Raw genomic sequence first — 22657 nt, 5'->3', positions numbered from 1 at the left:
ATTGCCGCAACTTCAAGAGGGCGCGAAAGGGCAAGGCTCTCAGGGACGGGTCAGATCGCTCAGTTCCTGATCGACAAAATCGCCGTTCGCCTGGGTGATCCTGCTGCGCACCGGCAGGTAGTCCAGCGCCGGTGCAAACCAGATTTCAACCTTCTGGTCGTAGTCGCGCCGGGGCTGGCGTGACAGCTTGACGGTCGCCGTTTCACCGAAAGGCAGCGCGAGCAATTCCGGGCCTTCGACCACAAAGGTCCAGTTGTCCGCAGCGCGCGGCCCGACGGTGAGGGTTGAAATGGTCGAGCCTGCCGGAAAGCCCGACGGGTTGCCCGCCAGCATGCCGCCAAGCTGCAAGAACACGCTGACCCGGTCCTGTGCGCCCTGGATCCACGGCACCGTGGGCGTGTTGGCGCTGAAGCTGATCTGGCCCTTGTCGGGCTCGAAATGGGCCGCTACCTCGGTGCGCGACTTGTCGGAAAAGCGCGTGGGCGCCAGCCCTTGGGCGCTGATCTGGCCGGTGCTGCTCATGGTGCGCGAGCCGATGAACAATGCCTTGACAGTCATGCGCGCGTTGTAGCTGCCGCCGGCGTTTTCCCAGAGCAGTTCGCCTTGCGCATGGTAGGTCAGGCCCTTGGCGCTGCCGGTCATGCGGTAGTCAAGCCGGGCGCTGGTCGCCAGCGCCATGGCGCTGACCGGCGTCTGGGTGGCTGGTGGCGGTGGCGGCGGCGGTGATGGCGTTGCCGCGTCACTGGCGGGCGGCGTCGGGGTGGCTGCCGTGGCGCTGCTGGCGGGAACTTCGGGTGCGGGTGCGGGTGCGGCTTCTGGCAACTCAGTGGATGGGGCAGCGCCTTGCGTCTCTGGCGGGGTTGGCGCTTCATCGACGCTGGCCGGAAGCGGACCACGTGATGCTATTGAATCAATAGCTGCTTGCGCATACTGGTCTTGCGCAAGAGGCATTTTTTTCTTGAAAACCGGCTTTTTGACAGACGTGACGATTGGTTTGGGCGGCGTGGGCGCAGGAGGCGTGGCCTGGACGGGGGGCGGACTGGCGGCCGCTGGCGGCAGGGCAATGCTGCGGGTGGTCATCACCGCCACGCTGCGGGACGTCGGCTCTTGCGACGGTCCGAAGCGGGACGGCCGGGTTTGCAGCACCAGCGCATGGGCAGCCAGCACCCCGGCGGCCAGCAGGCCCAAGGTGCGCCAGGGCGGCGCTGCATGGCGCGGCACAATCTGGTCTGTTGCCGGTATGTCGGAAGTCAGCCTGTCAGGACACATCACCCGGCCATTCATTTATTCTGGAAATCATGAAACTCGCTACCTACAAGGACGCCTCGCGCGACGGCCAGCTGGTCGTGGTGTCGCGCGACCTGTCAACCGCTCATTATGCGACCGGCATCGCCAACCGGCTCCAGCAGGTGCTGGACGACTGGCGCTTCATGGCGCCGCAACTGCAGGACCTGTATGAACTGCTGAACAGCGGGAAGGCGCGGCATGCGTTTGCGTTTGATCCGGCGCGCTGCATGGCGCCACTGCCGCGCGCCTACCAGTGGGTCAGCGGCCCGGCGTACGCCAGCCATATCGAACGCTTGAGAAGCCTGCCGGCGGCCGATCTGCCCGCGGGGCTGTACGCCGAGCCGCTGCTGCGCCAGGGCAGCAGCGACGGCTTCATCGGTCCGCGCGATGACGTGGTGCTGGCCAGCGAAGCGGGTGGCATCGACTTTGAAGCGCAACTGGCCGTCATCACCGGGGACGTGTTGATGGGCGCCAGCCCCGAACAGGCGCTGGCCGGCATTCGCCTGCTGATGCTGGGCAGTGACATCTGCCTGCGCAGCCTGGGCGTGCTGCAGGGTCGGCCCATGACTGCCTTTGGCCCGGTGGCCGTCACGCCTGACGAGGCCGGCGACGCCTGGCGCCAGGGGCGGCTCGGCCTGGGCCTGCAAACCACCTGGAACGGCCGCAAGGTCGGCCTGTGCGACGCCGGCGAGGGCATGACGTTTCATTTCGGCCAATTGTTGTCGCACCTGTGCAAAACGCGGCCGGTGAGCGCCGGCAGCATCGTCGGCGCCGGCCCGGTCAGCCACGCGGATTGGCGACAGGGCTACAACTGCATCGCCGAAAAGCGCGCCGTCGAAACAGCCGACACCGGCCAGCCCACCACCCGTTTCATGCAGTTCGGCGACACCCTGCGCATTGAGGTCAAGGGCAAAAACGGGCAGTCGCTGTTCGGCGCGATCGAGCAGGAAATCACGCCGCCGGCTTGATGTGCTGCGAGCCTAAATGCCAGCCCGAGCGCAGGCCGGCACGCGCCTCAAGCCGCGTAAAGCGTGTCCAGCGACTGCAGGCCCTTGATCTCGATCGGATTGCCGCACAGGTCGCAAAAAAACATCGTCCACTGCTCGCCCGGCTGGCCTTCAAAGCGCACCTGCGGCGCCAGCAAGAACGTCGTGCCTGCCGCCTGCAGACGCCCGGCCAGCGCCTGCCAGTCGGGCAGCGCCAGCACCACGCCAAAGTGCGGCATGGGAACCAGGTGCTCGCCGACATGGCCGGTGCTTGCGGTTTTGAAAGGCGCGCCCAGGTGCAGCGACAACTGGTGGCCGAAGAAGTCAAAGTCCACCCAGGTGGCGGTTGATCGACCCTCCGCGCAGCCCAGCACGTCGCCATAAAAGCGGCGCGCCTCGTCCAGGTCGGTGACATTGAAGGCAAGGTGAAACAGGCTTTTCATGGCCCAAGCTTAGCAGCCAGGCCCGTCAACGTGAAGCGCGGCGCTGAGGATGGCGCTCTCGTCGGACGCGACCTCAAGAATGGCTTGAAACGCTATCAAACCAGAAGCGCATCAAGAAGAGTTCATCAGCAATAAAAAACGATTTTGGTTTTAAGTTTCGCAGTGCCGCCGACGCCACGCCAACGGCAGGGAATTTCCAACAAACGCATCCAAAAAACCGGTTGACGAGATGTTCCCACGCTGCACAATCAGGTCGTGTGCAGGGGTTCCCTTTCCCTTTGCGCCCACAGGGCTGCCGGAGCCTGACCTGACAAACGCAACACTGCAATAACCGCCAAGGAGACACTTCAATGAGCAATGCAAACACCCCGCCCTTTCCCGACTTTGGCAAATTGGTCCCAGGCTTTGATTTTCTGCAAAACCTGACCAAGCAAGCTGCCGGCAGCACGACGCAGGCCATGCCGCAGTTGCCCAACCTTGGGAACTGGATTGCACCCACGCTCAATGTCGAGGAACTGGACAAGCGCGTGCAGGAACTGAAGGCGGTGCAATTCTGGCTCGACCAGAATGCGGCAGCGCTCAAGGCCACCATCCAGGCGCTGGAACTGCAAAAAATGACGCTGGCCACCCTCAAGGGCATGAACTTCAACATGGGGGAGGTGGCCAATGCCTTCAAGCTCAAGGTCGGCGACAGCCCGCTGGCCGGCACGCCGCGCACGGCCGACAAACCCAAGGGCTTTGCCGGGCTTGAGATTCCCCCTTCAGCCTTTCAGGCCAGCAAGGAAAAAGCCGACACCGGCCCGGACGCCAGCGCAAAATCCCCGGACTCCGGGCCCGAGTCCAGCGACGCGCCAGCGACCGGCATGGCTGACCCGATGCAGTGGTGGGGCGCGTTGACCCAGCAGTTCCAGGCCATTGCCGCCGAGGCCATGAAGGAAGTGGCCAAGACCACCGCCATCGATCCGACCAAAAATATGGCCGCTGACATGGCCAAGGACTCGTTCAAAACCGCTGCCGACATGGCCAAGAACATGGCCGAGACCGCGACCAAGACCATGGCTGGCGGCTGGCCCAAGGCTGGCGCTGTGAAACAAACAGCCGCAGCGCCCGCAAGGAAAACGGCCGCGAAAACCAGCGCGGGCAAGTCAGCTGCCGTCAAGTCACCAGCAGCCAAAGCAGCGCCCAAAGCCAAAGCCAAGGCGCCGGCACGCAAGACGACGCGCTGACGTGTCCCGGCTGAACGCCGGCAGGGGGCAGCGGCCTTGGTTCTTGCGTACATCAAGCCCTGCCGGGGAACCCTGCTTTCGGCAGGGTTGCGCCTGATGTGCCACATTCAGATCAGAATCCACTTTTAACGGCTAACGGCGTTCCTGCTTTATGAAACTTTTCCCCTACGGCCACGCCACTCATCCGCAATGGAACATGGCGGCCGCCCTGGTGCTTGCGCAACTGCGTGGCTACCTGGCGCTACCAGCCTATGCTTCCTCGCCGACATTGGCGCTGCTCTACATCACTGACCACTATGCGGGCCAGGCTCAGGAAATCCTTGACCATCTGAGCGCCGAACTTCCCTTCATCACCGACTGGAGTGGCACCGTGGGCGTCGGCATTGCGTCGAACAACGTCGAATATTTCGATGAACCGGCCATGGCCGTGATGCTGTGCGAACTGCCACACGACCACTACCGCGTGTTTTCCGGCGTGTCACCGCTGCCGTCAGCGAATTCGGGTGTTTTCACCGCGCACACTGCGCTGGTGCATGCCGATTCAGCCACGCCCGACGTGGCCGAACTGATTGCCGAGATGGCCGAGCGCACCGAAAGCGGCTATGTGTTCGGCGGCCTGGCATCGAGCCGGAGCCGCACGGTGCAGTTTGCGCTCAGCGGCCATGGCAACCTGAAAGGCCAAGGCGCGGCTTGCGGCGTGTTCAGTGGCGGTTTGAGCGGCGTGGCGTTTGCGCGTGACGCATCGGGCAGCATGGGCCTGATGTCACGCGTGACCCAGGGTTGCCGGCCGGTGTCAAACACCTATCAAATCACCGCCTGCGATGCCAACGTCGTGATCGAACTTGATGGCCGGCCGGCGCTTGAAGTGCTGCTGGCTGACCTGGGCGTGTCGCTGGAGCAACCCCGCGAGGCGCTGGCCAAGGTCCGCACCACGCTGGTCGGCCTGAGCCATGACGTGGACTTGCCGAACGATGTCACCCGGCAGCGTTCGGGCCAGTTTGGCGCCGAGGTCATGGTGCGCCACCTCATCGGGCTCGACCCGACGCGCAAGGGCATCGCGATTGCCGATGTGGCCAGCGTCGGCATGAAGCTGGCTTTTTGCGAACGCAATGCCGAGGCCGCGCGCGCCGACCTGGTGCGCATCTGCGCCGAAATCCGCGAAGAACTGGAGCCCGAAGAACTGACACTGGAAGTGGCGACGGCGCTGAACCTGCCCGAGGCCCAGTCGGCACCACACCCGGCCCGGCGCATTGCCGGCGCCATCTATGTCAGCTGTTCGGGCCGTGGCGGGCCGCATTTCGGCGCGCCCAGCGCCGAGTTGCAGATCGTGCGGCGCGCCCTGGGCGACGTGCCGCTGGTCGGATTTTTTGCCGGCGGTGAGATTGCCCGCAACCATTTGTATGGCTATACCGGTGTGCTGACGGTGTTCACGGCCGCGGGATAAGCCCCGGTGCAGTTTCCTCGGCGCATCGGCAAACCGCATGCGCCATGGCCTGTATTTGAAAGGAAGGGATGGCCAAGCCATTCCAAGCCATGCTTGCCGCGCTTTGCCAGCGTAAAAAACAAGGCAGAATTCCGCTCAACCACGCGTTGTGCAGACCGGGCCGACTTGCCCCATGGTCAGGCCTGACCAACGCCAATTTTCTGAAGATCCCCAAACCAAGGCCCCGACATGCGCGTTGACCCCGCCCTCACGGCGATGCCGGCCGCACCGGCGGTGCCGGTCTGCGCCCGCGAAGCGCGCCCAAACCAGTTCGCCCTGTTACGCCAGCGCCGCTTTGCGCCGTTTTTCTGGACCCAGTTCTCGGGCGCGGCAAACGACAACCTGTTCAAGTTTGCCTTCACCGTGATGGTCACCTACCAGTTGAGCGTCGGCTGGCTGCCGCCTTCGCTGGCCGGGCTGGTGATTGGTGCGCTCTTCATCATGCCTTTTTTGCTGTTTTCGGCGACCAGCGGCCAGCTGACTGACAAGTTTGAAAAAACCCGCATCATGCGCTTCGTCAAGAACCTTGAAGTGGTGATCATGGCCATTGCCGCCGCAGGCTTCATGAGCGACAGCGTGCATGTTCAGGTGCCGGTGCTGCTGGGTTGTACGTTTCTGATGGGGCTGCATTCGACGCTGTTCGGCCCGGTCAAGTTTGCCTATTTGCCGCAGGCGTTAGCCGAGCGCGAACTGACTGGCGGCAACGGCATGGTCGAGATGGGAACATTTGTCGCCATCCTGCTTGGCAACCTCGCCGGCGGGCTGCTGGTGGCGCTGCCGGGTGTCGGGCCTCAATATGTCGCTGTGTCGTGCGTGGCGCTGGCGCTGGCGGGCCGGGCGGTGGCGCAGTTCATCCCGAAGGCGCCGGCGACCGATCCGGGCTTGAGAATCAACTGGAACCCGGTGACGGAAACCTGGCGCAACCTCGCGCTGGCACACGGCAATATCGTGGTCTTTCGCTCCATGCTGGGCATCAGCTGGATGTGGTTTTTCGGCGCGGTGTTTTTGAGTCAGTTCCCGAGCCTGGCCAAGGAAGTGCTGCATGGCGACGAGCATGTGGCGTCGCTGCTGCTGGTGGTGTTTTCCATCGGCATCGCCACCGGTTCGCTGCTGTGCGAGGTGCTGAGCCGCCGCCATGTCGAAATCGGCCTGGTGCCGCTCGGCGCCATCGGCATGAGCGTGTTTTCGGTGGACTTTTACTTTGCCACGCGCGGCTTGCCGTCATCAAGCCTCATGGGCGTGGGCGCGTTCATCACCCAGCCGGCGCACTGGCGCGTGATGCTGGACCTGACGCTGCTCAGCCTGTTTGCGGGCCTGTACAGCGTGCCGATGTATGCGCTGATCCAACTGCGCAGCCAGCCGACGCACCGTGCGCGCATCATCGCCGCCAACAATATCTTGAATGCGCTGTTCATGATCGTCAGCGCCGTGCTGGCCGGCGCGCTGCTCAAGGCAAATTTCAGCATTCCGCAGATTTTCCTGTTCACCGGCCTGGCCAATGCGCTGGTGGCGTTCTACATCTTCATGCTGGTGCCCGAGTATTTGCTGCGTTTTTTGGCGTTCATGGTGTCGCGCTGCATTTACCGATTCAAGATCAGCGGCGACGAGAACCTGCCAGCGCGCGGCGCGGCTGTGCTGGTCTGCAACCATGTCAGTTTCATCGACCCGGTGCTGCTGATGGCCGCAAGTTCGCGACCGGTTTACTTTCTGATGGATCACCAGATTTTCCGGATGCGCTTGCTAGGCTGGCTGTTCCGGCTGGCCAAGGCCATTCCGGTGGCGCCGCATGCCCAAGACCCCGCTGCTTACGAGGCCGCGTTTGAAGCGGCAGCGCAGGTGCTGCGCAATGGCGATTTGCTGGCGATTTTCCCCGAAGGCGGTCTGACACCGGATGGCGAACTTCAGCCGTTCAAGGGTGGCATCATGAAGATCCTGGAAAACGCCGGGCGCGACGGCCTGCAGGTGCCCGTGGTCCCGATGGCCTTGACGAACCTGTGGGGTTCGTTTCTCAGTCGGGCCGATCGGGTTAACGGCCCGCAGGTGGCGATGGCGCGGCCTTTTCGGCGCGGCCTGTTCAGCCGCGTCGGGCTGAACGTGGCGCCAGCCTTGGCGAGCGCCGAGGTCCAGCCCGACGTGTTGCGTGTGCGGGTGGCGGCGCTGATGAAGGCTTGAAATTACCGTTGCAGGCTGCCCATCATTTTTTTGAAGGGGAACCCAGGCGTTTGCGACAGCAGGTTAAGGGCAAGCACCAAACCGCCATCGTCCTTTAGATTCCCAATTCTGTGAAGGCCCTTTGGATGGACCGCAGCGGTTTGGGCAATTGGCCGGCGCTCTGGGCCGGGCGCCTCCCTATCACCACGCCTTCCAAGCTGCCGGGGCTGGTAAAGGTTCGACCCATGTGCCGTCGCTCCCATTCCTTGATCAGATGCCCAGGAAAGAAAAGCACCATGACCCCGGTTAGCCACCAGCGCTTGCTTTGGACGACGTAATGGCCCTTGAGCAACCAGCACAACCCTTCGATCCGGTTGCCTGATGCAATGGCCTGGCGCGCGAAAGTTACCTTGAATTGCGCCACCAGCCGCAACAGGGAACGGCTTTGCGGTGCGCTCAAGCAGCCCGAAAGCGCGCGCGCCTGCATGCGTCGCATGAAGGGCCGCAGGGGCGTCGTCTGGTGGCTTGCCGTAAGACAGCCCTCGGTTTCAAGACGATAGGCGACCAAGGGCGTTCGCGCCAGCGCGATGGGCGAATGCTCACCCAAGCGAAACCACAAGTCCAGGTCTTCGCCGCACGACTCACCCACGGGAAAACAGGGTTGCATTTTTTGCAACTGCGCAGTCTTGACGGTCACCGAACTGGTAAAAAAGCAAGGGCCCGTCATCCACCGGCTGGGTAAATCGGTGATGAGTTCCACATCGGGGCAGTTTTTTATGGCTGGCCAGCACGGCGGCCATAAGCCTTCGGCATGCGCCAAAGGCACGAAGTCGAGAGCACCGACTCGACTGTGGTGATGATGCAAGGGGCCTTGTTGTAAAGCGGAAGGATGACTGAAGATTTCACGACGGCCCCTGAAGAAATACAGCAGCACTCTTCTTTAAATGTTGCCTGATTTACGAGTTGAATTGACTAACTTCTTATCAATTGTGTTGATTAACAATTTCATGAACAGTAGGTCAAATGGCCCATGCGGGGCAATTTCCAAATAAAAAAGGTGAGTTTGACCACAGCATAAAAAACGCAACTTATGTCTTTATATAGCGTAATCGAAGGAGGCTTTAAATTCAAAAAGGCAGTCAGTCGGGTGCTTAAGCAGCTCTCCAATCAATACCGCAAAGTCATCTGAGACAGCCATAAATCGATTTCGCATCGTATCGTTTCAAACGTTATTCATTATTAATTTTGTATTTGAACTTGATTGGATATTGTGCGAGGGAATCCAGCGCCTACGAATCGGTTTGTGTGAACGGCATGACTCCAGGCTGATAAAAGGCAGCTTGTGTGCCAAGGCAACGCGACGATACTTTTAATCCGTCTCTGCTTACGCCAGGCACTGGCTGAACGCTTGAATCAGGCTGCTACATGATCGATAGTTAAAAATGCATGCTGAGAAAGCGCAAAAGCCTGGTTTCATCATAAATTTCGTATTCGCTCAGATCCTTCCAGCCTATTCATATTCTTTTTTGTCATGGCGGACATGGTCCCGGAACCAGGCAACAGAGGAGGCAGGAAACAACAGTGTTTTCTGTGATTGAGCATCAACCTGAAAAGCGACCTTGGTTGCTGGCAAATTTCACGGCTCGATTAGGTGACCTAAAACGGAGTTTCCCATGAGCAAGACGCTGCGATTGGCCGAAAAATGGAGGCAGCGCGGCCTGTGGGGGGCGCTGGTTTTCGCCAGCACGGCGCTGCGCAACAGCATCAAGGCCGCATACGTTGCCCATGGTGACGCCGACGATTCGCTGGAGCAGGCGCTGAATGCCGACTGGCGCCGGGTGGAGTTGCGTTCGTTTTTTTGTACTGGCTCGCGCTTACGCTGAGGCTGCTGGAGGTGGCCGACTGTCTGTTCGCCAAAAAAGCGCCAGAGCACCAGGTGGCCGTTCGTCTGGGCTTCATTTCCTTTGCGCCGTTTGCCTTTTCTGTCGAACTGGTGCCTTAGCTGCCGAGCTAAGGCGGTTATGTGCGCTATATGGTCGGCCGGCAGGCCATCGTTGCGGCATCGGCCTGTTCGACCACTGCGGTGTCTGCTCAACCCGCAAGAGCGCATTTGCAAAGTTCTGCCATGCCAGCGGCGCCAGTGGCTAGCAGCGCGAAGCTGCACCACCAGAAGCAGGCCCGGTGGCGGCGACGGGTAGCGCAAGGTTTTAACGGCAATGCAAGAGCCGGTCAGAGAATTTTTGCGCTGTTTGCGAAAATTTTGTCATTTCCAGCAACGAAAGCCGCCACCCCTTTGGGGCGCCGTACCCTGGGTCAAAAATCCTGGACTTCCGCCTTCGTGGAAATGACGGCAAGTTTTCCGGTCAGGGTGAAACCGCTCTGACGCCCATCCTGCAGGCGGTCAGGAAAAAGGTCTTGTCTGCTTGAAATCAAGCATCGCAATGGCCGCTGCCAAATTGCAAGTACCTCGTTCAATCTTTTCACAGGTCAGTCTGGCATAGCCCAGAAGATTGCAGCGCGTCAATCGGGTGTTGGCCATAACGGGAATTCACCGTCATCGTCATCTTCGTTGATCCATGCATTGCGGCGCTGTGCCCACTGCAACAGTGGTGATCTGCGATATTCATGGTCCTGCAGTCCAACTTGAATCGGCTTTCAGCAGGTGCGGCTTTGCATGCTGTGCCGATTTTCTTTCCAAATGACTGCACAAGTAAAATGACATAAAAGGAGAAATGCATGGTTGACCTGACCAGGGCCCCGGACGGCTTGCCTGCTCCAACAGACGATGGTGCTGCCCACCATTTGATTGGAATGCGTTTGCCGCCCGGACTTTCCTTAGCGGCCACCAATGGCAAGCCCATTGACTTTGCGCCTTACAAAGATTTTTTGGTGATCTATTGCTACCCGATGACGGGGCAGCCCGATGTTCCGTTGCCGGATGGTTGGGATCAAATTCCAGGTGCAAGAGGCTGCACTCCGCAAAGCTGTTCGTTCAGGGATCACTATCAAGAATTAAAGGCTCTCAAGGCAGACGTGCTGGGCTTGAGTGTCCAAACCACTGAGTACCAAAAGGAAATGGCGCAAAGGTTGCATCTGCCGTTTCCCGTGGTCAGCGATGTGAATTTGGAGTTTCAGAAAGCCTTGAGTCTGCCTACTTTTGTTGCGGCTGGAATGACTTTGCTCAAACGGTTAACCATCATCGCCAAAAATGGCAATATCGTTGCCGTTCACTACCCGATTTTCCCAAGTGACAGTGATCCCGCCTGGGTGATTGAATATCTAGAGAACCATCAACGTTAAAGCGTGGAGGCCGGCTTCTGCTCAAACTGAACCCTCCCGGGTTTGGGCAAGCTGCAGCCGTCCTGGCTGCATGCAGCTAATTTTAAGAAAAACAGCTCCTTTCGCAGGTGACGGCTGTACATGCAGCTACAAAATAGACAGCGAATCGCGTCTAGACGGGCCGGCCGAAGAAGGGATAGGCCGGGTCGTTGTAGCCGGGGCTGGACGAGTGGCCGGGCACCACCAGCGAATTGACCAGGGCCTCATCGTCCGCGTCCAGCACCAGGTCCAGCGCGCCGTACACGTCTTCCAGGTGCGCTAAAGTGCGCGGGCCGACGATGACCGCGCTGATGAGGGGATTTGCCAGCACCCAGGCGGCGGCGAATTGGCCGGCGACCAGGCCTTTGGCTTCACAGTGCACCTTGATCTGCTGGGCTATGACCAGCGACTCCTCGCGGAACTCGGTTTCCATAATGCGCTTGTCGCCGCTGCCCGCACGTGTGCCTTCGGCGGGCGGCTGGCCGGGCGGGTATTTGCCGGTCAGCACGCCGCGCGCCAGCGGGCTGTAGGGCACCACGCCCAGTCCGTAATGGCCGCAGGCCGGCAGGATTTCCACTTCCGGCGCCCGGTTGAGCAAGTTGTAATACGGCTGGCAGACGACGGGCGGCGGCACGCCGGCTTTCTCGCACAGGCGAAACACTTCGGCAATGCGCCAGCCGCGAAAGTTCGACAGGCCAAAACTGCGGATCTTGCCCGCACTGATCAGGTCGCCGAGCGCGCGGACCGCTTCGTCCAGGTTCTCGTCATGGAAGTCGCGGTGCAAATAAAGAATGTCGAGGTAATCGGTTTGCAGCCGCGCCAGGATGGCGTCAGTTTCCTGAATCAGCCAGCGGCGCGAATAGTGGCTTTCATTTGGCGCAGCGCTCACCGCATTGCCCAGCTTGCTGGCCAACACCCAGTGGTCGCGCTGGCCCTTGAGCCACTGGCCGACCTCGCGTTCCGACTGGCCGTGGTTGTAGACATCGGCGGTGTCGATGAAGTTGATGCCGTGCGCTTTGGCCGATGCCATGATGTTCGCTGCTTCTTCAACCGGGGTTTGCTGGCCAAACATCATCGTGCCCAGGCACAGGGCGGACACCTTCAGGTTGCTTGTTCCAAGGCGGCGGTAATGCATGGCTGGACTCCTTGAGTAGGGAAACAGATGTGGTGATGAACGGTGATAGTTGCAGCTGCAAAGCCTCAGGGCAGCGGCTCGACCAGATATTCCTTGGCGTACCAATAGGTTTCGGGCGTCTTCAGGGCCGCCATGAAACCGTCGTTTTCGTCCTGGCGCGAACGCAAATCCCAGCGCTCGTCAATGATGCGGCAGGCGGTGCAAGGCTTTTGCCCGATGCGCCGCTGCACCAGCACGTAGCGGCTGTTCTTGAACAGCCCTTCGACATCGGCGTAATCGACCGGCTGGGCGGCGAAATACTCGACGATTTTCGCCCCGGGAATGATGAATTCGTAGCGCTCGAAATTGCCGTTGAAATTGCTCGGCACCTGTACTGCCTGGCCCTGCAGGCGCGCGTTGGTTTCAGGCTTGAAACGGCCCAGTTCGCCATTGAACGGATTTGTCACCCAGGCCAGCGCAAACAGCACGCTGAAGGCCGACAGTGCGACCAGCGGGCGGCTCCAGGCCTTCTTGAAAATGCCTGCCAGACAGGCCAGCGTCGCGCCTGACACGAACACCCAGAACAGCGGCGAGTAAATCCATGGGTCTTGCGTTGCCTGCACCGCGCCGTAGCCGATCAGGCCCATCGCCAGCAGGCCGATCATGCAGACCGCCAGCGTCAGGCTGAACCAGATGCGGCCGATGCGGTGCCAGTACAGCGCCATCACCACGGCCAGCGCAGGCATGGCGGGAATCAGGTAACGCGTCGAGCGCTGGGTCGGCAGCATGAACACCAGCGCCAGCGCCAGCAGCCAGAGCCACATGATTTTTTCAGCATCGCTGATGGTTTGCGCTGTGCCCCGGCGTTGCCGGTAGCTGCGCCAAGCGGCAACAAAGCAGCCGATCGACAGCGGCAACAGGAACAGGGCGTTGGAGAAATAGCCGGTCAGGATCACCAGAATCCCTCCGCCGCCGAAAGCGCTCTTGAAGTAGCCCTTGGAGGCGTTCATCTTGCCGGCGTTCTCGCCGACGACAAACTCACGCCACACTTCGCCTGGCAACGGGTCGAGGGCAAACCACAGGCCGAAAATGCCCAGCCCGAGTGTGCAAATCACCGCCACCTTGACGCCGTCGCTGACGATGCCGGCCCGGAAAATATGCCAAGGCATGACACGCGCGCCCACCGCCTGGTAGCACAGCGCCAATCCAAAACCGACCGGCACCACCATCACGAAGGACTTGTACAGGCAGCCGATACCGACCGCGATGCCGGCAATCAGCGGAAATTTCCAGCTTGACGCCAGCAGGCTGGCGGGCGACCAGGCCAGGGCAAAGAAAACGCCGAACAGCCAGAAGGTTTCGGGCGCGCTGGTCAGGTAGGGCCTGCCGTAGCGGTAGGTGGTGAAGAACGACAGGTAAACGAGTGCGGCAATGGCGCCCATGGTCAACGCGTGGCGGCTTCGCTGCACGGCTGTGACAGCCGTGCTGGCAGCGTTTGCATCCGGCACATTCTGGGCGTTGCGAACCGTCTTCCAGGTCAGCAGCGCCACCATCAGCGTGATGCCCCAGGTGTAGGCGATGCTGGGCAGGCGCAGGTTGAGCAGCGTCCAGTTGTCACCCCAGCCGCCGGCAACCATGGCCTGCCAGAACAGCAATGGCGGTTTGGTGTTGCGCATGAAGTCCCACGCGCTTTGCAGCGGCAGCCAGTGGCCACTGGCGGCGGTCAGGCGCGCGATGTTGGCATAGACCAGTTCGTCGCCGTTGCGCGGAATATGGTCGCCGCCCAGCCCGAACAGGTAGGCCAGCGCCACCAGCAGCGCCAGGCCGATCCACACCCGGTGGACCGGAAAACCCGGGCGTTCTGCGGGTGCTTGCGTTGTGTCAGGGCTTGTCATGGACTTCAATGTGGTGCGTGGACTTGCGTTGCCGGCGAAACGTCAGTTTGTCGTTGGCGACAAAATTGACCACGCTGGCCAGCACGATGGCAATCACGTTGGCAAACAGGTAATGCAGGTGCTGCGCCAGCCATTTGGTCAGCAGCGACTGGATGAGAATGGACAGGGCTGCGGCCATCACGTACTTGGCGAACAGCCGCAGTGCCGGCTGTGACGTGTTGCGCGTCCGGTCACGCCAAGTCAGGCGGCGGTTCCAGTAAAAATTGCTGACAGTGGCAACGGTGATGGCCAGCGCAATCGAGTAATTCAGCCGTGTGTGAAAGTCGTCAATGCCGTTCAGGAAATGCTCCTGCGCCAAATAGAGCACGACGATGTTGATGACCGTGCCGCTGCCACCGACCAGGCCGAACTTGATGAAGCGCCAGCGCAGCATCAGCTGGAAACGCGGCGGCAGCAGGCTGACCAGCATTTCGGCGAAGGTTCTGAGTCGTGACATCGGGTTTTGCCAGTCAAGGGGCCGCCAGGCATTCGCGTGCCTTGGCCAGCACGGCGGCGGGTGCTATCACCTTCAGGCACTGGTTGTCGCCATCGCAGTAGGACGTGCGGTGGTTATAGGCGGTCAGGCAGGGCGAGCATGGCCACTGGCTGTAAAAGGAGTAACAGCGAGGCGTGAGCGGGGCGTAAAGGCCTGGCGTTTCGGGGCCAAACAGCATCAGCGTCCAGATCGGCGTCAGCGCGGCGAACTGGCCCGGGCCGCCGTCGTTGGTGACCAGCAGCCGCGCCACATGGAACAGCGCCAGCAATTCGGAAATTGAGCGCGTGTAGCCGGTCAGGTCGATGATGGCGCCCCCACGTTCGTTCACTTCGTGTAACTCTCTGCCCCCCGAGGGGGCCGTTGCGCCTGCGGTCTGGCGAAGCCAGTCCCGCGGCCCTTGCTGGAATGGGGAGTGCGCTAGATCATTCCCTTCGCCACCCATATCGGCTGTGGCTCGAACTTGGGCCACCAGCTGCCGGGCAAGTTCCTGGTCGTCTTTTAGGCCAATCACTGCCACGGCGCAGCCGTCGGCCACCAGGCCTTCGCACAGTGCGGTGTACGACGCCAGCGGCCAGGCGCGAATCGGCAGGATGCCGCCGCCCGGATAGACCAGCACCAGCGGCTTGCCGGCAATCGCCGGGAAATCCTGCGCCAGCCGGGTTTGAATGCCCTGGACCAGCGCGCCATCGAGCTGCACATGGGGCGGCGGCCTGGGGCTGGCCACGACGGCCAGTTTGGACTTGGGCACGGCGGTTGAGTCAACCGCCCGTGCCAGCGTCAGGAACTGCGCGCTGATGTGGTGATACGGGTTATAGGGCACCGGCCGGTTGATGTGCGAACCCCGGTACAGACCTTCTTGCGTATGGCGGTGAAACCCCACCCGCACGGCCGCGCCGCTGGCATACGACAGCAGGCTGCTGATGCGCGAAAACAGTTCGCAGTCAATCGCCACATCGACATTGGCGCGGCGCAATGCCTTGATGGCTTGCCACAGGCTGGACAGCAATGACGTCAATGAACGGTCATCGACCGTGTGCACGTTCGCCGGGTCCATCACCTGCATCAGGTCGAGGATCTCGCGGTTCTTGGCGAACAGCAGCGCATGCAGCGGCGCGTCAGGGTAGCGCGCCTTCAGCCGCGCAAACATGTCGTTGGCCAGCACCAGACTGCCCATTTCCGACAGCAAAATCACCACGATGGCGCGCGGCGGCTGGTCTGCGACCGGTGCCGGCATGAAGCGGCGCTTCAGCGCATCGACGCCAGACACCGCCGCGCACAGCGGAATGCCGGCCCAGCGGTCAATGAATCGCTGCAGGTCGATGTTCACGATTCAGACCCCGCGCTGCCGGTCGGCCTTGAACTGCCGCACGAACTCGCCAAAGCGCCCGGCGTCCAGTGCGTCGCGCACTTCCTGCATCAGGTTCAGGTAGTAATGCAGGTTGTGGATGCTGGACAGCATGGGGCCGAGCATTTCGCCGCACCGGTCCAGGTGGTGCATGTAGGCGCGGGAAAATCCGCCCGACGTGGTGCCGTCAGGCATCGTTTTGCCCTTGCAGGTGTAGCAACTGCAGGTGCTGTCCACCGGCGCTTCTTCGTTTTTGTAGCGCGCGTTGCGGATTTTCAGGTCGCCAAACCGCGTGAACATGTGGCCGTTGCGCGCATTGCGCGTCGGCATCACGCAGTCGAACATGTCGACGCCAGCGGCCACGCCGTCGACCAGGTCTTCCGGCGTGCCGACGCCCATCAGGTAGCGCGGCTTGTCCGCCGGCAGACGGTGCGGGGTGTGCGCCATGATGCGCAGCATTTCTTCCTTGGGCTCGCCGACGCTGACGCCGCCGACCGCATAACCGGGGAAATCCATCTCGACCAGCGCATCGAGCGACTCCTGGCGCAGGTTCTCGAACATGCCGCCCTGCACGATGCCGAACAATGCGTTCGGGTTTTCAAGCTTGTCGAATTCAGCCTCGCAGCGCTTGGCCCAGCGCCGGCTCAGTTCCATCGAACTGCGCGCTTCGCTTTCGGTGGTGATGTGGCCCTTGGTGTCGTACGGCGTGCATTCGTCGAACTGCATCACGATGTCGCTGTTGAGCAGCGTCTGGATCTGCATCGAGATTTCGGGCGTCAGGAACAGCTTGTCGCCGTTGACCGGAGAGGCAAACTTCACGCCTTCTTCCGAAATCTTGCGCATTTCGCCCAGCGACCAGACCTGGAAACCGCCGCTGTCGGTCAGGATGGGCTTGTGCCAGTTCTCGAACTTGTGCAGCCCGCCGAACTGCTTGACGACATCGAGCCCCGGACGCATCCAGAGGTGAAAGGTGTTGCCCAGGATGATCTGCGCGCCCATCTCAATCAGCGACTGTGGCATCACGCCCTTGACGGTGCCGTAGGTGCCGACGGGCATGAAGATTGGGGTCTGCACCACGCCGTGGTTCAGGGTCAGGGTGCCGCGCCGGGCATGGCCTTCGGTGGTGAGGAGTTCGAACTGAAGCATTGGATAGATAAAAAAAGTTAAAGCGCCGTGGCCGTCAAGGCTGGTCCTTGGCAAAAAATTTCACGCCCGGTAGCCCCTTAAACTGCGCATCCTGGGTCCAGAACTGGGCGCCACGAGTTTGCGCCGTGGCATAGATTAGGCTGTCGGCCATCGGCAGCCCATTGGCAGCGGCATTGAGCGCCAGGTTCAGGGTGATATCCACCACCTGGCCTTCGCGCATCAGCGCTGCGGCCTGGTTCGCATGCGCCAGGCCAAACTCGCGCAATGCGACCTTGTACACCTCATAAATGGTGATGACCGGAACGACGAGCGCGGTCGTGTTGCCGATGACCTCGGCATAAAGTTCGGCGCGGGGTGAATTGCTGAAATATTCCAGCCAGCACGACGAATCGAGAACGACCGGCGCAACCCGTGCCGCTTTGTTGACCGCCATGCGGCTCAGAACCGCTCGGGTTCGGTGGGCACGTCGGTGCTGGACAGGCCAGACAGCAGGCCCCGGCAGTCCGAGGCCGACTTGACCGGCACCAGTTGGATCACGCCATTGACCTCGAACACGCTCATGCGGGTGCCGGGCTTGATGCCGCCGGCTTCGCGGATTTCGCGCGGAATTACCACCTGGTACTTGGGCGAGACTATGACGGTCTGGTTTTGCATATCGATGATTTTATCGTGCAACGGACAAGGAGTCGATATCGTAGGTGTTGCAGGGTGTACGCTCCAGCAGCATGGCGTCGCCATAGCTGAAGAAGCGGTAGCGCTCGGCAATCGCATGCCGGTACAGCCCCATGATGTGTTCATAACCCGAAAACGCGCTGACCAGCATCATCAAGGTGCTTTTGGGCAGGTGGAAGTTGGTCAGCAGCACATCGACGACCTGGAACTCGAAACCCGGCGTGATGAAGATATTGGTGTCGTCGCAATCCGGGCCGAACCTGGCGGCGGATTCGAGCGCCCGCACCGTCGTCGTGCCCACCGCCACCACGCGTCCGCCACGCGCCTTGCAGGCGGCAATCGCGTCATGCGTAGCCTGCGGCACCTCGAAGCGTTCGAAGTGCATGACGTGGTCCGCGATCTGCTCGGCCTTGACCGGCTGGAAGGTACCCGCACCGACATGCAGCGTGACGCTGGCGCGGGCAATGCCGCGCGCCTCCAGCTTTTCCAGCATGGCCTCATCGAAATGCAGCGCGGCGGTCGGCGCGGCCACGGCGCCGGGGTTTTTGGCAAAGACGGTCTGGTAACGCTGCTCGTCATCCGCCGAATCGGTGTGGGTGATGTAGGGCGGCAGCGGCACATGACCGAATTGCGCCATCAGCGCATACGGGTCGCTGCTGAACCGCAAACGGTACAGCGGCCCGTGCGCCTCGGGCCAGCGGCCCAGCAGCGTCGCGGTGAAGCCGCCATCCATCTGCAGCACCGCGCCGGGCAGGGGCTTTTTGCTGACCTTCATGTGCGCGGCCACCTCATGGCCGGCGTCAGAATGGGGCGAGAGCACCCGCTCGATCAGCAGTTCCAGCTTGCCGCCACTGGCCTTTTGTCCGAACAGCCGCGCCTTGACCACCTTGGTGTCGTTGAACACCAGCAGGTCGCCAGGCAGCAGCAACCCGGGCAGGTCGGCAAAGCGGCGGTCGGCGACAGTGCCGCCCCGGCCGTCGAGCAGGCGCGACGCGCTGCGCTCGGCAGCCGGGTGCTGGGCAATTAATTCGTCGGGGAGTGTGAAATCAAAGTCACTGAGGCTGAAATTCTTCTTCATGGAGGCACAATTGTCCCATGATGCAACCGGCTGCTCCCGCCCCTGAAAAGGCCCCGAAAACCGCTGCGCTTGCGGCCGCTGCGGCGGGCCGGCCTGCCGCCAAAGTGCAAGCCAAGTCGCCAGCGCAAAAAGCTCTGGACAAGCTCGGCCTGCGCCGCGACATCGACCTGGCCCTGCACCTGCCGCTGCGCTACGAGGACGAAACCCGCATCGTGCGACTTGTGGATGCCCGTGACGGCGAAGTGGTGCAGTTTGAAGGCGAGGTCGTGCACAGCGAAATATTGATCCGCTCACGTCGGCAGTTGCTGGTCACGGTCGATGACGGCAGCGACACCTGCGTGCTGCGCTTTCTCAATTTTTATCCATCGCACCAGAAAACGCTCAGCGTGGGCGCCCGGGTACGGGTGCGGGGCGAGCTGCGTGGCGGCTTTCTGGGCCGCGAGATGATGCATCCGCACTTCAAGCTGGCCGGTGGCGAACTGCCGGGTGCGCTGACACCGGTGTACCCGACCTCGGCCGGTTTGCCGCAGGTGTATCTGCGCAAGGCGGTGCTCGGCGGGCTGGCGCGTGCCGACCTGCAGGAAACGATTCCCACGGAGTTTTTAAGCAAAAACATGCCTTTGCGCTTGTCCAGCCTGCGTGAGGCGCTACAGTTTTTGCATCATCCCACGCCTGATGTGGCGTTGCAGTCGCTGGAAGACCGCAGCCATCCGGCCTGGCAGCGGCTGAAGGCCGAGGAACTGCTGGCGCAGCAAATCTCCCAGTTGCAGGCCCGGCGCGTGCGGGCTGCCATGCGCGCGCCAGCCCTGAATGGCTTGGCGATGCGCGGCACCCACTGCACGCTGCAAGCGCAGTTGCTGGAACGCCTGCCGTTTCGCCTGACCGGCGCGCAGCAGCGGGTCGGCCTGGAGATCGAGGCCGACCTGAAAAAGCGCATTCCCATGCATCGCCTGCTGCAGGGCGACGTGGGTTCGGGCAAGACCGTGGTGGCGGCGCTCGCGGCGGCCCGCTGCATTGACGCCGGCTGGCAGTGCGCGCTGATGGCGCCGACCGAAATCCTGGCCGAGCAGCATTTCAGCAAGCTCATCAGCTGGCTCGAACCCTTGGGCATCACCATCGCCCGGCTCAGCGGCAGCCAGAAACCCAAAGAGCGCCGGCAGATGCTGGCGCTGATTGAAAGCGGCGCGGCCGGGCTGGTCGTCGGCACCCATGCGGTGATTCAGAACAAGGTGGTGTTCAAGAACCTGGCGCTGGCCATCATCGATGAGCAGCACCGCTTTGGCGTGGCCCAGCGCCTCGCCCTGCGCAGCAAGATGACGGACGGCGGGCAAGAGCCGCACCTGTTGATGATGACCGCCACGCCGATTCCACGCACGCTGGCGATGAGTTACTACGCCGACCTCGACGTGTCCACGCTCGACGAACTGCCGCCCGGCCGCACGCCCATCGTCACCAAGGTCGTCAACGACGCCCGGCGTGATGAGGTCGTGGCGCGCATCCAGGCGCAGATTGCTGAAGGCCGGCAGATCTACTGGGTCTGTCCGCTGATCGAGGAAAGCGAGTCGATGGACCTGGTCAACGCCACGCAGACGCATGCGGCGCTCAGCGAGGCGCTGCCCGATGTGCTGGTCGGGCTGCTGCATTCGCGCATGCCGCCGGCCGAGAAAAAGGCCGTGATGAGCCTGTTCACCGACGGCGTGATGGCGGTGCTGGTCAGCACCACGGTGATCGAGGTCGGCGTCGATGTGCCGAATGCGTCGCTGATGGTGATCGAGCATGCCGAGCGTTTTGGCCTGTCGCAATTGCACCAGCTGCGCGGCCGGGTGGGGCGCGGCGCGGCCGCGTCGGCCTGCGTGCTGCTGTATTCGACCGGCGACGCGCCGCGGCTGGGCGAGGTGGCGCGGGCGCGGCTCAAGGCAATGGTCGAAACCGGTGACGGCTTTGAAATTGCCCGGCGCGACCTGGAAATTCGCGGGCCGGGCGAGTTCCTGGGGGCGCGCCAGTCGGGGGCCGCGATGCTGCGGTTTGCCGATCTGGAAACCGATGCCGCGCTGCTGGCCTGGGCGCGGGAGGTGGCGCCGCTGATGCTGAACCAGCATCCAGATCTGGCCGAGCGGCATGTGCTGCGCTGGCTGGGGGGGAAGGCTGAGTTTTTGAAGGCTTGAGCACTGGGCGCAGCGCGACAAGCGGCACGGGTGTCGATTCTTGAGAACCCATGCAAAAGGGTGTCAATTGACCGGTATTGAACAAGCGCTCAGCCGCCGCTACCATGCCTCCATGAAAACCCTTTTGCGCCTGTTCGCTTCGCTGCACGCCCTGATGGCCTTGCTGTTCATTGGCGCATCACTGGTGCTGATTGCCATTGCTGCAAATTCCGGCTGGCATGCCTTGGCCGGCGGCCTGGACGTTGCGGCGGCGCAGGGCATCATCGAGTCAATCGGGCTGATTGCCGTGGCTGTGGTGGCGCTGCAGATTGCCCAGACCATCGTCGAGGAAGAAGTCATCCGAGAAACCAAGGTCAGCACGCCGACGCGGGTGCGGCGCTATTTGTCGCGGTTCCTGGTGGTCATCGTAGTGGCCATGGCGGTCGAAGGGCTGGTGGCAACCTTCAAGGCCTTGCATGATGACCTGTCGCAACTTCCCTATGCCGCAAGCATCCTGGTCTCGGTGGCGTTATTGCTTGCCGGCTGGGGCGTGTTCATCCAGTTCAACCGTTCCGCCGAGGAGCTGGAGCCGGAGGCGATGAAGGAAGCCAAAAGCGAGGACAAAAAGCTCGAATAATCCTTGCGGCCCGGGCAGAAGGCTGAAGGTCTTGCTGCTGGCGCCGAGGCCGGCCGTCAACAGGCTGGCAAGTGCTATTTTTTAGATAGCTGCCAGCGCATGATGCACGTGCGGTGGACGGTGATTTGGCTTGAAAACCAGGGGGTCCGATGTTTTTCAGCGCTTGAGTCGCGCCACACGGATGCTTTTTTTGTGCGCAGGCCCGACGATGAAAGCAGCACAATAGCCCCATGACGCTGACCGAACTCAAATACATCGTGGCCGTGGCCCGCGAAAAGCATTTCGGCCGGGGCGCCGAGGCCTGCCATGTCTCGCAGCCCACGCTCAGCGTGGCAATCAAGAAGCTGGAAGAAGAACTCCAGGTCAAGCTGTTCGAGCGCAGTGCCAACGAGATCACCGTGACGCCGCTGGGCGAGGAAATCGTGCGCCAGGCGCAAAGCGTGCTGGAGCAGGCCGACAGCATCCGCGAGATCGCCCGGCGCGGCAAGGACCCGCTGGCCGGTAGCCTGCGCCTGGGCGTGATCTACACCATCGGCCCCTACCTGCTGCCCGACCTGGTGAGCCAGATCATCGAAAAAACGCCCCAGATGCCTTTGATGCTGCAGGAGAACTTCACCGTCAAGCTGCTGGAAGAACTGCGCACCGGCGAGATCGACTGCGCCATATTGGCCGAGCCGTTTCCCGACACCAACCTGGCGATTGCGCCGCTCTACGACGAACCGTTCATGGCCGCCGTGCCGAGCAGCCACGCGCTGGCCGCGCGCAGCAGCGTGACCGCCGAGGAGCTGAAGAAGCAAACCCTGCTGCTGCTGGGCACCGGCCACTGCTTTCGCGACCATGTGCTGGAGGTGTGTCCCGAGTTCGCGCGCTTTTCCAGCAGCGCCGAGGGCATCAGCAAGAGCTTTGAAGGCTCGTCGCTGGAAACCATCAAGCACATGGTGGCTGCCGGCATGGGCATCACGCTGGTGCCGCGCCTGGGCGTGCCCAAGGCGGCGCTGGCGTTCAGCGGGCAGGACACGTCGGCGGAGCAGCCTTCGTACATTCGCTACCTGCCGTTCGAAGGCCATGTGCCGACGCGGCGCGTGGTGCTCGCCTGGCGCCGCAGTTTTACCCGCTACGAAGCCATTGCCGCGCTGCGCAACGCAATTTATGCGTGCGAACTGCCGGGCGTCATCCGCCTGTCCTGAAAGGGTTCGC

At 62.0% G+C, this 22657-nt stretch carries 21 protein-coding genes and 1 pseudogene; 10 read left to right on the top strand and 12 right to left on the bottom strand.

The annotated features are described in order from the left end of the window. Positions 1–39: 39 nt before the first annotated feature. The gene (locus H4V98_RS00735; RefSeq protein WP_280757216.1) at positions 40–1269 is read right to left on the bottom strand and encodes a DUF3108 domain-containing protein; all 1230 of its coding nucleotides are present in this window, start codon (positions 1267–1269) and stop codon (positions 40–42) included. A 29-nt stretch (positions 1270–1298) separates the two neighbouring features. On the opposite strand from H4V98_RS00735, the gene H4V98_RS00730 reads away from it, so the two are divergent. Beyond that, the gene (locus H4V98_RS00730; protein ID WP_280757215.1) at positions 1299–2255 is read left to right on the top strand and encodes a fumarylacetoacetate hydrolase family protein; all 957 of its coding nucleotides are present in this window, start codon (positions 1299–1301) and stop codon (positions 2253–2255) included. Between the two features lie 47 nt (positions 2256–2302). On the opposite strand, the gene H4V98_RS00725 is transcribed toward H4V98_RS00730, so the two are convergent. Then, a complete protein-coding gene (locus tag H4V98_RS00725) occupies positions 2303–2716 on the bottom strand; it encodes a VOC family protein (RefSeq protein WP_280757214.1) in 414 nt (137 codons plus the stop codon). Between the two features lie 350 nt (positions 2717–3066). On the opposite strand from H4V98_RS00725, the gene H4V98_RS00720 reads away from it, so the two are divergent. From H4V98_RS00720 to H4V98_RS00710, 3 genes are all read left to right on the top strand, one after another. After that, a complete protein-coding gene (locus tag H4V98_RS00720) occupies positions 3067–3942 on the top strand; it encodes a PhaM family polyhydroxyalkanoate granule multifunctional regulatory protein (protein ID WP_280757213.1) in 876 nt (291 codons plus the stop codon). A gap of 151 nt (positions 3943–4093) precedes the next feature. Further along, positions 4094–5386 carry an FIST N-terminal domain-containing protein gene (locus H4V98_RS00715; RefSeq protein WP_280757212.1) on the top strand — a complete coding sequence of 431 codons (1293 nt, stop codon included), beginning with the start codon at positions 4094–4096 and terminating at the stop codon, positions 5384–5386. 255 nt (positions 5387–5641) lie between these two features. Next, entirely contained in the window at positions 5642–7597 is a 1956-nt protein-coding gene (locus H4V98_RS00710; protein WP_280757838.1) for an MFS transporter, read from the top strand. Between the two features lie 94 nt (positions 7598–7691). On the opposite strand, the gene H4V98_RS00705 is transcribed toward H4V98_RS00710, so the two are convergent. Then, positions 7692–8510 (bottom strand): hypothetical protein, encoded by an 819-nt coding sequence (locus tag H4V98_RS00705; RefSeq protein WP_280757211.1) that lies wholly within the window; start codon positions 8508–8510, stop codon positions 7692–7694. 739 nt (positions 8511–9249) lie between these two features. Between H4V98_RS00705 and H4V98_RS21580 the strand changes: the two genes are divergently transcribed. Both H4V98_RS21580 and H4V98_RS21575 read left to right on the top strand, forming a co-directional pair. Next, positions 9250–9459, top strand: coding sequence for a hypothetical protein (locus H4V98_RS21580; RefSeq protein ID WP_196863385.1), 210 nt, complete (start codon positions 9250–9252; stop codon positions 9457–9459). A 149-nt stretch (positions 9460–9608) separates the two neighbouring features. Next, positions 9609–9959 (top strand): hypothetical protein, encoded by a 351-nt coding sequence (locus H4V98_RS21575; RefSeq protein WP_348535211.1) that lies wholly within the window; start codon positions 9609–9611, stop codon positions 9957–9959. A 124-nt stretch (positions 9960–10083) separates the two neighbouring features. Here the strand turns inward: H4V98_RS21575 and H4V98_RS00695 are convergent. Further along, positions 10084–10195, bottom strand: a pseudogene (locus H4V98_RS00695) (PLP-dependent aminotransferase family protein); the annotation flags it as partial. Positions 10196–10312: 117 nt separating this feature from the next. On the opposite strand from H4V98_RS00695, the gene H4V98_RS00690 reads away from it, so the two are divergent. After that, positions 10313–10876, top strand: coding sequence for a peroxiredoxin (locus H4V98_RS00690; RefSeq protein WP_196863384.1), 564 nt, complete (start codon positions 10313–10315; stop codon positions 10874–10876). A gap of 151 nt (positions 10877–11027) precedes the next feature. On the opposite strand, the gene H4V98_RS00685 is transcribed toward H4V98_RS00690, so the two are convergent. From H4V98_RS00685 to queA, 8 genes are all read right to left on the bottom strand, one after another. Then, positions 11028–12029 (bottom strand): aldo/keto reductase, encoded by a 1002-nt coding sequence (locus H4V98_RS00685; RefSeq protein WP_196863383.1) that lies wholly within the window; start codon positions 12027–12029, stop codon positions 11028–11030. 65 nt (positions 12030–12094) lie between these two features. Then, on the bottom strand, positions 12095–13903 hold the full coding sequence (locus H4V98_RS00680; RefSeq protein WP_280757210.1) for a glycosyl transferase: 1809 nt from the start codon (positions 13901–13903) through the stop codon (positions 12095–12097). After that, positions 13890–14399, bottom strand: a complete 510-nt coding sequence (locus tag H4V98_RS00675; RefSeq protein WP_196863381.1) for a GtrA family protein — start codon at positions 14397–14399, stop codon at positions 13890–13892. The genes H4V98_RS00680 and H4V98_RS00675 overlap by 14 nt, the downstream gene beginning before the upstream one ends. A 13-nt stretch (positions 14400–14412) precedes the next feature. Next, positions 14413–15765: a glycosyltransferase family 9 protein gene (locus H4V98_RS00670; RefSeq protein ID WP_280757209.1), complete on the bottom strand. Its 1353-nt coding sequence runs from the start codon at positions 15763–15765 to the stop codon at positions 14413–14415. A 3-nt stretch (positions 15766–15768) separates the two neighbouring features. After that, positions 15769–16929, bottom strand: coding sequence for a tRNA guanosine(34) transglycosylase Tgt (gene tgt / locus H4V98_RS00665; protein WP_280757208.1), 1161 nt, complete (start codon positions 16927–16929; stop codon positions 15769–15771). 34 nt (positions 16930–16963) lie between these two features. Continuing rightward, positions 16964–17362 (bottom strand): type II toxin-antitoxin system VapC family toxin, encoded by a 399-nt coding sequence (locus H4V98_RS00660; RefSeq protein WP_280757207.1) that lies wholly within the window; start codon positions 17360–17362, stop codon positions 16964–16966. A gap of 5 nt (positions 17363–17367) precedes the next feature. Then, positions 17368–17583: an AbrB/MazE/SpoVT family DNA-binding domain-containing protein gene (locus tag H4V98_RS00655; RefSeq protein ID WP_196863378.1), complete on the bottom strand. Its 216-nt coding sequence runs from the start codon at positions 17581–17583 to the stop codon at positions 17368–17370. 10 nt (positions 17584–17593) lie between these two features. Then, a complete protein-coding gene (queA, locus tag H4V98_RS00650; RefSeq protein ID WP_280757206.1) occupies positions 17594–18679 on the bottom strand; it encodes a tRNA preQ1(34) S-adenosylmethionine ribosyltransferase-isomerase QueA in 1086 nt (361 codons plus the stop codon). Between the two features lie 17 nt (positions 18680–18696). Between queA and recG the strand changes: the two genes are divergently transcribed. The 3 genes from recG (at position 18697) to H4V98_RS00635 (ending at position 22647) form a co-directional block, all read left to right on the top strand. Beyond that, positions 18697–20844, top strand: coding sequence for an ATP-dependent DNA helicase RecG (gene recG, locus H4V98_RS00645; protein ID WP_280757205.1), 2148 nt, complete (start codon positions 18697–18699; stop codon positions 20842–20844). Between the two features lie 112 nt (positions 20845–20956). Beyond that, a complete protein-coding gene (locus H4V98_RS00640) occupies positions 20957–21460 on the top strand; it encodes a hypothetical protein (RefSeq protein ID WP_196863375.1) in 504 nt (167 codons plus the stop codon). Positions 21461–21690: 230 nt separating this feature from the next. Next, on the top strand, positions 21691–22647 hold the full coding sequence (locus tag H4V98_RS00635; RefSeq protein ID WP_280757204.1) for a LysR substrate-binding domain-containing protein: 957 nt from the start codon (positions 21691–21693) through the stop codon (positions 22645–22647). Positions 22648–22657: the final 10 nt, after the last annotated feature.

The sequence above is a fragment of the Polaromonas sp. CG_23.6 genome (assembly GCF_029892315.1).
GTDB lineage: Bacteria > Pseudomonadota > Gammaproteobacteria > Burkholderiales > Burkholderiaceae_C > Polaromonas.
The sequence above is the reverse complement of the archived record's forward strand: the minus strand, read 5'-3'. Positions and strand labels throughout refer to the sequence as shown.

Coding starts and splice junctions, on each gene's coding strand:
- H4V98_RS00735 (WP_280757216.1), bottom strand. CDS start 1,269: ATGTGTCCTGACAGGCTGACTTCCGACATACCGGCAACAGACCAGATT.
- H4V98_RS00730 (WP_280757215.1), top strand. CDS start 1,299: ATGAAACTCGCTACCTACAAGGACGCCTCGCGCGACGGCCAGCTGGTC.
- H4V98_RS00725 (WP_280757214.1), bottom strand. CDS start 2,716: ATGAAAAGCCTGTTTCACCTTGCCTTCAATGTCACCGACCTGGACGAG.
- H4V98_RS00720 (WP_280757213.1), top strand. CDS start 3,067: ATGAGCAATGCAAACACCCCGCCCTTTCCCGACTTTGGCAAATTGGTC.
- H4V98_RS00715 (WP_280757212.1), top strand. CDS start 4,094: ATGAAACTTTTCCCCTACGGCCACGCCACTCATCCGCAATGGAACATG.
- H4V98_RS00710 (WP_280757838.1), top strand. CDS start 5,642: ATGCCGGCCGCACCGGCGGTGCCGGTCTGCGCCCGCGAAGCGCGCCCA.
- H4V98_RS21580 (WP_196863385.1), top strand. CDS start 9,250: ATGAGCAAGACGCTGCGATTGGCCGAAAAATGGAGGCAGCGCGGCCTG.
- H4V98_RS21575 (WP_348535211.1), top strand. CDS start 9,609: ATGGTCGGCCGGCAGGCCATCGTTGCGGCATCGGCCTGTTCGACCACT.
- H4V98_RS00690 (WP_196863384.1), top strand. CDS start 10,313: ATGGTTGACCTGACCAGGGCCCCGGACGGCTTGCCTGCTCCAACAGAC.
- H4V98_RS00685 (WP_196863383.1), bottom strand. CDS start 12,029: ATGCATTACCGCCGCCTTGGAACAAGCAACCTGAAGGTGTCCGCCCTG.
- H4V98_RS00680 (WP_280757210.1), bottom strand. CDS start 13,903: ATGACAAGCCCTGACACAACGCAAGCACCCGCAGAACGCCCGGGTTTT.
- H4V98_RS00675 (WP_196863381.1), bottom strand. CDS start 14,399: ATGTCACGACTCAGAACCTTCGCCGAAATGCTGGTCAGCCTGCTGCCG.
- tgt (WP_280757208.1), bottom strand. CDS start 16,929: ATGCTTCAGTTCGAACTCCTCACCACCGAAGGCCATGCCCGGCGCGGC.
- H4V98_RS00660 (WP_280757207.1), bottom strand. CDS start 17,362: ATGGCGGTCAACAAAGCGGCACGGGTTGCGCCGGTCGTTCTCGATTCG.
- H4V98_RS00655 (WP_196863378.1), bottom strand. CDS start 17,583: ATGCAAAACCAGACCGTCATAGTCTCGCCCAAGTACCAGGTGGTAATT.
- queA (WP_280757206.1), bottom strand. CDS start 18,679: ATGAAGAAGAATTTCAGCCTCAGTGACTTTGATTTCACACTCCCCGAC.
- recG (WP_280757205.1), top strand. CDS start 18,697: ATGATGCAACCGGCTGCTCCCGCCCCTGAAAAGGCCCCGAAAACCGCT.
- H4V98_RS00640 (WP_196863375.1), top strand. CDS start 20,957: ATGAAAACCCTTTTGCGCCTGTTCGCTTCGCTGCACGCCCTGATGGCC.
- H4V98_RS00635 (WP_280757204.1), top strand. CDS start 21,691: ATGACGCTGACCGAACTCAAATACATCGTGGCCGTGGCCCGCGAAAAG.